The following is a 12719-nucleotide window of genomic DNA, read 5'->3' on the forward strand; positions in this document are numbered from 1 at the left end:
GATGTGCCTTGCCCAGGTTCAGTGTCATCGTCCCCGCGTACAAGGTTCAGGCGTATCTGCACGAGTGCCTGGAATCGGTGCTCTCGCAGTCGTACCCCGATCTCGAACTGATCGCGGTCGACGACTGCTCGCCGGACGGATGCGGCGCGATCATCGACGAGTTCGCGGCCCGCGACCCGCGCGTACGCCCCGTGCATCTGGCGGAGAACCAAGGCCTGGGCCGCGCCCGCAACGCCGGCATCGAGCAGGCGAGCGGCGACTACCTGGTCTTCCTGGACAGCGACGACACCCTCACCCCGCACGCCCTGCGCTCGATCGCGGACCGCCTGAAGGAGACGGGCGAACCGGACGTCATCGTCTACGACTACGCGCGCACCTATTGGTCGGGCGAGTCCGTCCGCAACGTGGTCTCCGCCCAGCTCGCCGAAGACGGCCCGGCCCCCTTCCGGCTGGAGGACCGCCCGGGCCTGCTGGCCCTTCTGATGGTGGCCTGGAACAAGGCGTACCGGCGGGAGTTCGTCGAGCGCGAGGGCTTCACCTTCCCGCCCGGCTACTACGAGGACACCCCGTGGACCTTCCCGGTCCTGATGTCCGCCGAGTCGATCACGACCCTCGACCGGGTGTGCGTCCACTACCGCCAGCGCCGCCAGGGCAACATCCTCGGCACCACCAGCGTCAAGCACTTCGACCTCTTCGAGCAGTACGACCGTGTCTTCGCGTTCCTCGACGAGCGCCCCGAACTCGCCTGCTGGCGGCCGGTGTTGTTCCGCCGCATGGTCGACCATCTGACGAAGGTCTTCGCCCGCCGCGACCGTCTGCCCCGAGGCTGCCGCGCCAAGTTCCTGCGCAAGGCCCGCGCCCACTACCGCCGTTACCGCGTTCCCGGCGCCCAGGTCCCGCCGCGCTCACGCCTGCGGCACACCCTGATCCGCTGGGGCCTGCACCGCACGTACCGGGCGCTGCAGGGCGCGGCGGCCCTGCGCCGTCTGACGGGCAAGCTCGCCGTCAAACTCCTGCGCACGGCCAGGACGACGGCCCTGCGCCTGCACTACCGCATCCAGCTCCGGCTCCCGCTGCGCGCCGACCGCGCCGTCTTCGCCGCCCACGACGGCCGTGAGCACAGCTGCAATCCTGGCGCCCTGGAGGACGCCTTCCGCGCGCTCGCGCCGCACATCCGCACGGCGTGGCTCGCCCGCCCCGACACCGCAGCCCACTGGACGGCCCTGGCCCGCTCCAAGTACCTCGTGAACGACACCGACTTCGAGCCCGGGATGGTCAAGCGACGCGGCCAGATCCTGATCCAGACCCAGCGCGGCACCCCGCTGGGACACATGGGCCTCGACCTCCAGGAGCGCCCGGCCGCGGCACGTGACCTGGACTTCGAAAGGCTCCTCGACGGCGTCGACACATGGGACTACCTCCTGTCGGCCAACCGCCACTCCACCCTCGTCTGGGAGCGCGTCTTCCCGGGCGGCTACACCACGCTCGAATACGGCCACCCCCGCAACGACGTGTTCCAGAAGGCGACTTCGACGGACGTGGCCCGGTTGCGCGCGTCCCTGGGGATCCCCGACGACACCGTCGCGATCCTCTACGCCCCCGCCCACCGCGACCACCGCCGCACCCAGCGCTCCGACGTCGACCTGGAACGCCTGCTGCGCCGCCTCGGCCCCCGCTTCGTCGTCCTCGCCCGCACGCACGGCCCCGTCCAGCAGGGTGCGCGGATCATCGACGTCACCGGGCATCCGAGCGTGGAGGACCTCTGTCTCGCCTCGGACGTGCTGCTCACGGACTACTCGTCGATCATGTTCGACTACGCCAACCTGGACCGCCCGATCGTGGTCCACGCCGCCGACGACGACTGGGCGGCGTACGAGGCGGCTCGCGGCACCTACTTCGACCTGCGGTCCTTCGCACCCGGCGCGGTCGGGCGCAGCGAGGACGAGCTGATCGACATCTTCGCCACCGGCCACTGGCGCGGCTCCCGCTCCACCCAGCTGCGCACCGCCTTCCGCGAGCGTTTCTGCCCGTACGACGACGGACGCGCCGCCGAGCGGGTCGTACGCAAAGTCGTCCTGGGCGAAGAAGACGTCCCGGCGTTCGTCCCGCTCGACGAGCGCCACCCCGTCCCGTCGGTGGCCGCGACCCTCGCGCGCTCCCCGCAAGCCACCGTGCCGCAACCCACCGGGCCCCTCACCGTCACCGACAGCCTCTGAACGCCGTTCTCACTCCGGGGAGTTCGCATGCCCTCCAGCCCGTCGCGGCCCACACCGAGCCGGCCGTCCACCTGGCGTCCCACCGGGCGGCCGGGTCGGCGCCGCACGGGCTGAGACGCACCCCGGGCCCGCAGGAAAATCGACAGAAAGAGCAGAATGCCCCGCTTCAGCATCATCGTCCCGTCCCATGGGGTGACAGGCCGGCTGTCCCAGGCACTGGACTCCGTGCTCGCCCAGTCCTTCGGCGACTTCGAGCTGATCCCGGTCTGCGACGCCCCCGAGGCGCCCGCGGCGGACGTCGTCGCCGGATACGCCGAGCGGGACTCCCGGGTGGCCCCGGTGCACTCACCCCCGTCGGGCGGGCTGGCCGGGGCCCGCAACAGCGGGATGCGGGCGGCGACCGGCGCGTATCTGCTGTTCCTCGACTGCGACGACCTCCTCGTCCCCGGCGCCCTGGCGGCACTGGACGCACGCCTGGCCGAGACCGGTGACGTCGACGTCCTGTACGTCGAGCACGAGCGCGTCCCCTGGTGGGAGGGCGAGCCGAGCAACCCGGCCGCACCGCTCCTGGCCGGGACACCGACAGGCGCCTTCTCCCCCGACCAGGTGCCCGCGCTTACGGGCGTGCAGCTGCCCGCGTGGAGCGCGGCCTACCGCAGGACCTTCCTCGTCGAGCAGCAACTCACCTTCCCCGAGGGCCACTTCACCGATGTCGGCTTCGGAGGATCGGTCACGCTGAAGGCCGAGAAGGTCGCGGTTCTGCGCCAGGCCGTCGTACGGCATCTGGTGCGCAGGCAGGGCAGCCGGCTCGCGCTGCCCGGTGAACACCATCTCGAACTCCTCGCCCAGACCGACCTGGTCCTCACCCGCGCCGCCGAACAGGGCCTGTCCGCCGACCGGTTGGTCCCGCTGTTCGAGCAGCTCTTCGCGGCCGTGCTGAAGACCGCCGTCCATCCGAAGCGGCTGCCCGCCAAGCGCCGCATCTTCTTCCGGCTGGCGAGCAGGCTGTACCGCCGCCACCGTCCGGCCGGCCACCGCATGCCGGGCGGCAGTCTGGGCGTCCAGCACCGGCTGCTGGCGACCGGGGCGTACACCGCCTTCCGAGCCCTGCGGGGCGTCAACCAGTCGGCGTCGAAGGCGGCCGAGCACCTCCCGCGCCCCCGCATGGTGCGCACGCGTCTGCGGTACGCGGCCAATCTGCGCCGCCCGCTGGATCCGAACCTGGCGGTGTACTGCGCCTATTGGGGCCGCGGCTACGCCTGCAACCCGGCCGCGATCCACGCCAGGGCCCGCGAACTCGCCCCGCATCTGCGCTCGGTGTTCCTGGTCGAGCCGGACCAGGCGCACACCGTGCCGCAGGACATCGAGCACGCGGTGATCGGCAGCGCGAAGTACTGGGACGTGCTGGCCCGCGCCACGTACCTGGTCAACAACGCCAACTTCGCGGACGCCGTCGTCAAGCGCCCCGGCAGCGTGCACCTGTCGACCCAGCACGGCACCCCGCTGAAGAAGATGGGCGTGGACCAGGCGACGTATCCCGTGGTGGCGGCCGCGACCGGCAGCTTCAGCAAGCTGCTGGCCCGCATCGACCGCTGGGACTACAACCTCACCTCCAACCGTCACTCCACGCAGATGTGGGAGCGGGCCTTCCCGGCCGCGCACGAAACGCTCGAGTACGGCTATCCGCGCAACGACGTCTACTACACGGCGACGGCGGCGGACGTGGCCCGTATCCGGGCGGAGCTGGGGATCCCGGAGGGCAAGACGGCCGTCCTGTACGCGCCGACCCACCGCGACTACCACACCGGCTTCGACACCGGCCTGGCCCTGGAGGCCTTCTGCGAGGAGGCCGGCGAGGACGTCGTCGTCCTCCTGCGGGCCCACTACTTCTACGACCAGGGCACGGCACGGAACACCGGCCGGATCATCGACGTGACCGCGCACCGCTCCTCCGAGGACGTGTGCCTGGCCGCCGACGCGCTGATCACCGACTACTCGTCGATCATGTTCGACTACGCCAACCTGGACCGGCCCGTCGTCGTGTACGCGGACGACTGGGACGTCTACCGGGAGACCCGGGGCGTCTACTTCGACCTGATGGAGGTCCCGCCGGGCCCGGTGGCACGGACACCCGGCGAACTCGCCCGTGTCTTTCGCGACGGCTCCTGGGCGTCGCCCGAGTCCACGGCCGCGCGCGCCGCCTTCCGGGAGCGTTTCTGCCAGTTCGACGACGGCCGCGCCGCCGAGCGCGTCGTACGCCGGGTGCTGCTGGGAGAGCCGCCCGAGTCGATCCCGCCCGTGATCCCGCTCGCCGAGCGCACCCCGGCCCCGGTCCCCGCCCTTGTGAGGAACTGAACCCGTGCCCCGCTTCACCATCATCGTCCCCGTCTTCAAGGTGCAGGGCTTCCTGCGCGAGTGCATCGACTCGGTGCTCGGACAGTCGTACCCCGACTTCGAGGTGATCGCCGTCGACGACCGCTCGCCCGACCACTGCGGCGCGATCCTCGACGAGTACGCGGAGCGCGACGAACGGGTGCGGGTGCTGCACCTGACCGAGAACGTCGGCCTCGGCCGGGCCCGCAACGCCGGCCTGGAGCAGGCGCGCGGCGACTACGTCCTCTTCCTCGACAGCGACGACTTCTACACGCCCGGCCTGCTGGCCGCCGTAGCCGACCGGCTCAAGAGCGCCGAGGACCCGGACATCCTGGTCTTCGACCACGTACGCACCCACTGGTGGGGGCGGGGCGGCCCCAGTGACGCCTCCACCCTGCTGGCCGCCGCGGGCCAGGACGTCTTCGACCTCCGTCAGAGCCCGCAGTACGTCCACCTGTTCCTGGTCGCCTGGAACAAGGCGTACCGGCGCGACTTCTTCCAGGAGCACGGCCTCCAGTACGCGCCCGGCCTGTACGAGGACGCGCCGGTCACCTACCGGTCGATGGTGCTGGCCGAGCGCATCGCCTGTCTGAACCGGATCGGCGTCGAGTACCGGCAGCGGCGGCAGGGCGCCATCACCAAGACCCCGGGGCGCCGGCACTTCGACATCTTCACGCAGTACGAGGGCCTGTTCGCGTTCCTGGAGGAGCACGACGACCTCGCCTGGGCGCGCCCGCTGCTGTTCGAACGGGCCTTGGACCACATGCTGTTCGTGATCGCCCGCGAGGACCGGGTGACCCTGGCGGACCGTGGCAACTTCTACCGCGAGATCCGCGCCTTCCACGAGCGGCACTGCCCCGAGGGCTTCGTCCCGCCGGACGGCGACCGCGGCACGGAGATGCGGCTGCTGGCCTCTGCGCCGTACGCCTCGTACGCGGCGCTGCGCGCGTCGCGCGGTCTGCGCAGGCTCGCGGGGGCGGGCAAGCGGCGCACGCTGGGCAGGGCGTCCACGGCGGCCCAGCACGCCTGGTACCGGGCCCAGTCGAAGCTGCCGCTCGATCCGCACCTCGCCGTCTACTCGGCGACCCACCATGCGGGCGTGCACGGCGACCCGGCCGCGATCCACGCCAAGGCCCGCGAACTGGCGCCGCACATCCGCGGTGTGTGGGTGGTCCGGGAGGACGCGGTGGACTCGCTGCCGCCCGGCGTCGACCATGTGACGCCGGGCTCGCGGCGCTACCGCTCGGTCATGGCGCGGGCCACGTACTGGGTGAACAACGTCAACTGGCCCGGCGCGCTGGTCAAACGCCCCGGCCAGGTCCACCTGCACACCCATCAGGGCACGCCGCTCAAGTACATGGGCGCCGACCTGCTGACCAAGCCCGGCGCCCGGCACGGGTTCAGCGTGCCGAAGATGCTGCACCGCGCCGACCGCTGGGACCTGAGCCTGGTCGCCAACCGCCACTCCGAGCTGGTGTGGGACCGGGCGTATCCCTGTCACTTCACCTCGCTGCGGACGGGTAGCCCGCGCAATGACGTACTGGTCGACCCGGCGGCGGATCACGGCGCGGCCGTCCGCGCGCGGCTCGGCGTCCCCGCCGGGAACACGGTCGTGCTGTACGCCCCGACCCGCCGCGAGTACCGGCGCGGCGGGCATGTCGACCGGATCGACCTGGCCAGGTTCGCCGCGGACCTCGGCGCCGGCCACACCCTCGTCGTACGCCTGCACCCCAGTCTCGCCACCGGCACGACGCGCGGGCTCGGGCTCGCTGATCTGCACGCGCGCGGCGTGCTGATCGACGCCACGGACGAGCCGCACGTCGAGGACCTGATGCTCGCCTCCGACGTACTGGTCACCGACTACTCGGCCCTGATGTTCGACTACGCCAACCTGGACCGGCCGATCGTGATCCACGCCGACGACTGGGGCGCGTACGCGGCGAGCCGGGGCGCCTACTTCGACATCACCGCCGAGGCGCCGGGCCATGTGTCGCGCTCCTACCGGGAGTTGGCGTGGCTGTTCGCCTCGGAGACATGGCGGGACGAGGAGTCGGCGGGCCTGCGGGCCGGCTTCCGGGAGCGGTTCTGCGAGTTCGACGACGGGCGGGCCGCCGAGCGGGTCGTACGGACGCTGCTGCTCGGCGAGCAGATGCCGGAACCCGCGGCAACCCCCGTGCTGCCCGCCCCGGCCGCTGAGCGGGCCCACTCGATGCGGTGACGTCGGTTGCTGGGGCCGAACGGAAGCAGCGCGGACGCCGGCCACCGGCGTCCGCGCTGCTTCTCCCCGTGCGGGGCGGCCCTGACCGGCTGCGAGGCGAGTCAGGTGATCCGTGGGGGCTACTCGATGACGAGGTCGACCTCGATGTTGCCGCGGGTGGCGTTGGAGTAGGGGCACACCTGGTGGGCGGTCTCGACGAGCTTGCGGCCGGTCGCCTCGTCCACGGTGTCCGGAAGCTCGATGCGGAGGGTGACCTTGAGGGCGAAGCCCTCGCCCTGCTTGCCTATGCCGACCTCGGCGGTCACGGCGGCGTCGCTGACGTCGACCTTCGCCTGGCGGCCGACGAGGCCGAGGGCGCTGCCGAAGCAGGCGGCGTAACCGGCGGCGAACAGCTGCTCCGGGTTGGTGCCCTCGCCGTTGCCGCCCAGCTCCACCGGCGGGGCCAGCTTGAGGTCGACCTTGCCGTCGTTGGAAACGGCGCGACCGTCACGGCCGTGGGTGGCGGTGGCGACAGCGGTGTAGAGCGCGTCCATGGATGACCATCCCTCTCGAGTTCACGTTCGGCGGCTCTTGCGTGGCCGCCTCACGGCCATAAGTAGAGCACACAATTCAATTGCGCACAACTAAATGGCTCGCAAGAGCTATCCTGGAGGCATGACCACCGAGCCCGAGACCCCCGCGACCGACTGGCTCCGCCTCGACCAGCAGATCTGCTTCTCCCTGCACGCCACCTCGCGCGCCTTCGGCGGCGTCTACCGCGTCGTCCTCAAGGACCTCGGGCTCACCTATCCCCAGTACCTGGTGATGCTGCTGCTGTGGGAGCACGGCGATCTGCCGGTCAAGAAGCTGGGCGAACACCTGCGGCTCGACTCCGGCACCCTGTCCCCGCTGCTCAAGCGGCTGGAGACGGCCGGTCTGGTACGGCGTGAGCGCAGCGCCCGCGACGAGCGCTCGGTAGAGGTCCGGCTGACCGAGCAGGGCACGGCGATGCGCGAGCGCGCGGTGCAGGTACCGCGCCGCATCGCCGCGGCGACGGGCTTCGACGTCGACGAGATCCGCACCCTGCGCGCCCGCCTCGACGAGTTGACCCACGCCCTGGACGCGGCCGTGACTTCGGAGTCGGCGGGGCATCCGGAACAACAGGCATAGGTCGCGACCTGCCGGACTACGGACGGGACGGCAACCCCGGCAACCCCTCGCAGCCCGGCGGCGGACAGGGTGAGCCGCTGGTGCGCCGGACGGTCGCCGCAAGGGCCACCGCGGACGGAGAAGCCGTCGTCTGCGCCGGGCGGCGGACATAGAGGCGGAGGGTCACGCGGCCGCTGACGTATTTCTCGCGGGCGGTGAACTGCTCCTCCACGAGCGCGAGTTTGACGCGGTCGGCCGGGTTGCCCGGACGCAGCCGCGAGCGCAGCAGCCTCGAATCGGCGACGACCCAGACGCGGTCCGCGCCGAGGAGCTTGCGCCGTAGCTCGCCGGGGGCGGATTCGCGGCCGCTGAGGGTGCCCGACCGGGGCCCCGACTCCCGGAGCGCGACGTCGCGGGCCTGGCTGAACCCCTTCGGATACGTCAGTGCCGCGAGCCGCCAGGTCGACGGCAGGTACAGCACCGGATCGCCGGGGCGGATGTCGCGGGCGGCGACGGCGGCGACGGCGGCGAGGTTCTCGGGGCGGTGCGCCGGGGAGCGGTCCTGCCGGTAGAGGGGGAGGCACTGGACGAAGGCGAGGCCGACGGTCACGACACCGGTGAGGGTGACGTAGCGGCCGTAGCGCCGTCGGCTGCCGAGCGGTCGCAGGTGCCCCAGGGCCACGGCCACCCGGTCCAGGCCCGCGGCCGTCAGCAACGGCGCCCCCGCCAGCGCGTACAGCACATACCGCTCGTGATACAGCGGCCGGTACTGCGACACGGTCATCAGGATCACCGGCGGCAGCACGAGCAACGGGAACGCGACCACCGCCGGCCGCCCCGCGCCGAGCCCCACCACCATCAGCAGGACGCACACCCAGAACACCGCCCCCGTCGGACCGGTGGCGAAGTCCCGCACCAGCGCCTCCGCCTTGTCCCACCCGGGCACGACCAGCCACGCCACCTGCCCCGACTGCAGCTGCGACACCCACACCAGGGGCAGTACGACGACCCCCACCAGCCCCGCCGCCCGCACCCAGTCGAGCCACACCCTCCTCGGCACCCGCGCGAGCAGCAGGGTCACCGCATGAGCGCACAGCGCCAGCACGACCAGCTCGTGCAGCAGACAGGTCACGGCGAGGAGACCCCCGTACCGCCACCACCACCCCCGCCGCGGACGGCCCTCCACCGCCGGCACCAGCAGCAGTGTCGCCCCGGCCACGCCCGCCGCGACGATCGCGTACGACCGTCCCTCCTGCGCGTAGTGGCCGGTCAGGGGCGTGACCGCGTAGAGCAGCCCGGCCCACAGTCCGACTCTCGGCCGGGCCAGCCGGACACCGAGAGCCGCGACCAGGCCGGCCGTCGCGGCCGCCCCGCACACGGACGGGAGGCGCAGGACGACCTCGCCGGGGTGGACGGTGAGCACGAGGTGCATGAACAGGTAGTACAGGCCGTGCACCGCGTCCATCCCGTGGAGCAGCTGCCAGATCTGCGGCACCGTCCGCCGCCCGACCAGGAAGGTGACGCTCTCGTCGCCCCACATGCCGCCTCGGTCGAGACCCCACAGTCCGATCGCGAGTATGACCGCGGCGGGTACCGCCACGGCCACGATCTCCGCACGCACCCAACGACGGTTCGCCCGCCCCGCGTCCTCGATCTCCACACGGCTGATTTTGTGCGGTTGGCGAGCGCTTAACGGGGATTGACGGTGTTTTAGCTCTTACACACCATTCGCCCGGCTTACGATCCGCCGTGATGAATGCAGCGATCACCCTTGTCCGCACACACCGTCTCCTCACACTCGGCGCCGCCTGGCTCTCCACCCGTGCCCTGATGCTGTGGCTGCTCGCGCACAACGCGACGCCGCTGCTCGGCCGGGGCGGGGTCGCGCGGGAGGTGTGGCGCCTGTACCACCACTGGTACGGCGTCCTCGCGCACGGCGCCTTCCCCGCGCACGACCCGCTGTGGCAGTACCCCCCGGGCGCGGGCGCGGTACTGCTGTCGCCCGCTCTGCTGCCGGGCCTGACCTACTTTCAGGCGTTCGTGGCCCTCACCCTCGCCGCCGACGCGGCGATCACGCTGGCGCTGGCCCACGCGGGCACCCGAACCGGCCGCACCCTCCTCGGGGCCGCGATGTGGGTGGCCGGTCTCCCGCTCCTCCTGCACGTCCCGCTCGCCCGCTACGACGTGCAGGTCACGGCGTTCGCCGTCATCTCCCTGTTGACGTTGTCGCGCTCCACGCGCGCGTACGGGGTGCTGGCGGCGCTGGGCGCACTGGTGAAGGTGTGGCCGGCGCTGGTGCTGCTGGGTACCCCGAGAGGGCGCACGACGCGTTCCGCGTGGGTCTGGGCCGCCGTCACCGGGGCCGGGTCGCTCGCGCTCTTCTCGGCGCTGTTCGCCAACCCGCTGGCGTTCCTGCGGCAACAGGGCGGCCGGGGCGTGCAGATCGAGTCGCTCGGCGGCACGGCACTCGCCCTGGCCACGCATGCCGGATGGCCGGGGAAGGTCCGCTACCAGTACGGCGCGCTGGAGTTCACGGGACCGCATGTGCGGACCGTCGCGCACGTGTCCCTCGCGCTCACGGCGGTCGCCTTCGGGCTGCTGCTCCTGTGGCGGCTGCGGGCCCGGCACTGGACGCCCGCGACGCCGTACGACGCGGCGCTGAGCGCGGTGCTGCTGTTCACTGTCACCAGCCGGGTGATCAGCCCGCAGTACATGATCTGGCTGCTGGGCACAGCCGCCGTGTGTCTGACCTCGCGGCACACCGTGCAGCGCCCGGCGGCCGCCCTGATCCTGGTGGCGACCGCGCTCAGCGTCGTCGCCTATCCGACCCTGTACTCCCAGGTCAGGGCGTGCACGTGGACGGGCTGCGGCCTGATGCTCGCCCGCAACGGGCTACTCGCCGCAGCCGCCGTACTGTCCTTCACCCGCCTGTGGCGCTCCACCGCCACCCCGCCCACGATGCGGAACCAGGCACCACGCGTGTCCCCCGATGCACGGGGCGTCGCACCGGTCGTGCACGTATGACTCCCCGGGCCTGCTTCACTGATAGCGACGTCAGCGCACATCGCACACCTCAGGCCAACTGACGAGGGGACGGCCGTACATGACCTGGCTGATCACCGGCGGTGCCGGCTACATCGGGGCGCACGTCGTCCGGGCGATGTCCGAGGCGGGCGAGAGGGCCGTGGTGTACGACGACCTGTCGACGGGCATCGCCGAGCGCGTGCCGGACGGGGTGCCGCTGGTGGTGGGTTCGACGCTGGACGGCGAGCGGGTCGGGCGGGTGCTCGCGGAACACGACGTCACCGGCGTCGTGCACCTGGCCGCGAAGAAGCAGGTGGGCGAGTCGGTGGACCTGCCCCTGCACTACTACCGGGAGAACGTCGAGGGCCTGCGCGTCCTCCTGGAGGCCGTGACGGCGGCCGACGTGCCGTCCTTCGTGTTCTCGTCGTCCGCGGCCGTCTATGGCATGCCTGACGTGGACCTGGTGACGGAGGAGACGCCCTGCGTGCCGATGTCGCCGTACGGCGAGACGAAGCTGGCCGGCGAATGGCTGGTCCGCGCGACGGGCCGGGCGACCGGCCTGTCCACCGCCTCCCTGCGCTACTTCAACGTGGCGGGCGCGGCGACCCCCCGGCTCGCGGACACCGGAGTCTTCAACCTGATCCCGATGGTCTTCGAGAAGCTCACCGAGAACGCAGCCCCGCACATCTTCGGCGACGACTATCCGACCCCCGACGGGACATGCGTACGCGACTACATCCACGTGGTCGACCTGGCCGAGGCACATGTCGCGGCCGCCCGCGCGCTCCGGTCGTCCCCCGGCCGCGACCTCACCCTCAACATCGGCCGCGGCGAGGGCGTCTCCGTCCGCGAGATGATCGACCACATCAACACGATCACGGGCTACGACCGCCCCCCGACCGTCACCCCGCGCCGCCCCGGCGACCCACCCCGAGTCGTCGCCTCCGCCGACCACGCCGCCACCGAACTGACCTGGAAGGCCAAGCACGACATCCAGGACATGATCACCTCGGCCTGGGAGGGCTGGGTGCGACTGCATCCGGAGGCGGCGCGGGACTAGTGCCGCCGCCGTCGACCTCGGCAGCGACACGGACACCGATCAGGTCACTGATGGTTCAGATACGTCAGTACGGCCAGCACCCGGCAGTGGCCGCTGTCGTTCGGTGGCAGGGACAGTTTGAGGAAGACGTTGCCGATGTGTTTGTGGACCGCGCGTTCGGTGACGACGAGTGTCTTGGCGATGGTCGCGTTGTCGTGGCCCTCGGCCATCAGTGACAGCACCTCACGCTCGCGCGGGGGGAGCGGGTCGAGGGTCGTGTCCTTGCGGCGGGCGAGGAGTTCGGTGACGACCTCGGGGTCGAGTGCCGTGCCGCCGGCGGCGACCCGCTCCAGCGCGTCGAGGAACTCGCCGACCCGGCCGACCCGGTCCTTGAGCAGATAGCCGAGCCCGCTCGCGCCCCCGGCCAGCAGTTCGGCGGCGTACGTCTCCTCGACGTGCTGCGAGAGCACCAGCACCGGGAGCCCGGGGATCCGCTCGCGGGCCGCCAGCGCCGCGCGCAGGGCCCTCGTCGCGGAAGCCGGGCGGCATGCGCACATCGAGCGCGGCGGCGTCGGGGCGGTGCTCCAGCAGCGCGGGCAGGACCTCGGGCCCGGTGCCCGCGACGGCCACGACCTCATGTCCGGCGGACGTCAGCAGGAGGACGAGCCCTTCGCGCAGCAGGGCGTTGACCTAGGCGATCACGACTCTCACGGCAGTCCCG

Annotated in this window: 8 protein-coding genes and 1 pseudogene; 6 read left to right on the forward strand and 3 right to left on the reverse strand. The window is 71.8% G+C overall.

Annotated elements, in window-relative coordinates; all coding sequences use genetic code 11:
* Positions 1-8: 8 nt before the first annotated feature.
* The 3 genes from OG870_RS18425 (at position 9) to OG870_RS18435 (ending at position 6807) form a co-directional block, all read left to right on the forward strand.
* On the forward strand, positions 9-2216 hold the full coding sequence (locus OG870_RS18425) for a bifunctional glycosyltransferase/CDP-glycerol:glycerophosphate glycerophosphotransferase (RefSeq protein ID WP_266584099.1): 2208 nt from the start codon (positions 9-11) through the stop codon (positions 2214-2216).
* 156 nt (positions 2217-2372) lie between these two features.
* Entirely contained in the window at positions 2373-4571 is a 2199-nt protein-coding gene (locus OG870_RS18430; RefSeq protein ID WP_266584097.1) for a bifunctional glycosyltransferase/CDP-glycerol:glycerophosphate glycerophosphotransferase, read from the forward strand.
* A 4-nt stretch (positions 4572-4575) separates the two neighbouring features.
* Positions 4576-6807, forward strand: a complete 2232-nt coding sequence (locus OG870_RS18435) for a bifunctional glycosyltransferase/CDP-glycerol:glycerophosphate glycerophosphotransferase (protein WP_266584095.1) — start codon at positions 4576-4578, stop codon at positions 6805-6807.
* A gap of 119 nt (positions 6808-6926) precedes the next feature.
* Here OG870_RS18435 and OG870_RS18440 read toward each other — a convergent pair whose 3' ends face one another.
* The gene (locus tag OG870_RS18440; RefSeq protein WP_266515426.1) at positions 6927-7340 is read right to left on the reverse strand and encodes an organic hydroperoxide resistance protein; all 414 of its coding nucleotides are present in this window, start codon (positions 7338-7340) and stop codon (positions 6927-6929) included.
* Between the two features lie 121 nt (positions 7341-7461).
* On the opposite strand from OG870_RS18440, the gene OG870_RS18445 reads away from it, so the two are divergent.
* A complete protein-coding gene (locus OG870_RS18445; RefSeq protein ID WP_266584093.1) occupies positions 7462-7956 on the forward strand; it encodes a MarR family winged helix-turn-helix transcriptional regulator in 495 nt (164 codons plus the stop codon).
* Between the two features lie 16 nt (positions 7957-7972).
* On the opposite strand, the gene OG870_RS18450 is transcribed toward OG870_RS18445, so the two are convergent.
* Positions 7973-9475, reverse strand: a complete 1503-nt coding sequence (locus OG870_RS18450) for a glycosyltransferase family 39 protein (protein WP_266588390.1) — start codon at positions 9473-9475, stop codon at positions 7973-7975.
* Between the two features lie 212 nt (positions 9476-9687).
* On the opposite strand from OG870_RS18450, the gene OG870_RS18455 reads away from it, so the two are divergent.
* Together OG870_RS18455 and galE are read left to right on the forward strand one after the other, a co-directional pair.
* A complete protein-coding gene (locus OG870_RS18455; RefSeq protein ID WP_266584091.1) occupies positions 9688-10959 on the forward strand; it encodes a glycosyltransferase family 87 protein in 1272 nt (423 codons plus the stop codon).
* 79 nt (positions 10960-11038) lie between these two features.
* On the forward strand, positions 11039-12019 hold the full coding sequence (gene galE, locus OG870_RS18460) for a UDP-glucose 4-epimerase GalE (protein WP_266584083.1): 981 nt from the start codon (positions 11039-11041) through the stop codon (positions 12017-12019).
* Between the two features lie 44 nt (positions 12020-12063).
* Here galE and OG870_RS18465 read toward each other — a convergent pair.
* A pseudogene (locus OG870_RS18465) lies at positions 12064-12679 on the reverse strand (LuxR C-terminal-related transcriptional regulator).
* Positions 12680-12719 lie beyond the last annotated feature (40 nt).

The organism is Streptomyces sp. NBC_00461 (assembly GCF_036013935.1).
GTDB lineage: Bacteria > Actinomycetota > Actinomycetes > Streptomycetales > Streptomycetaceae > Streptomyces.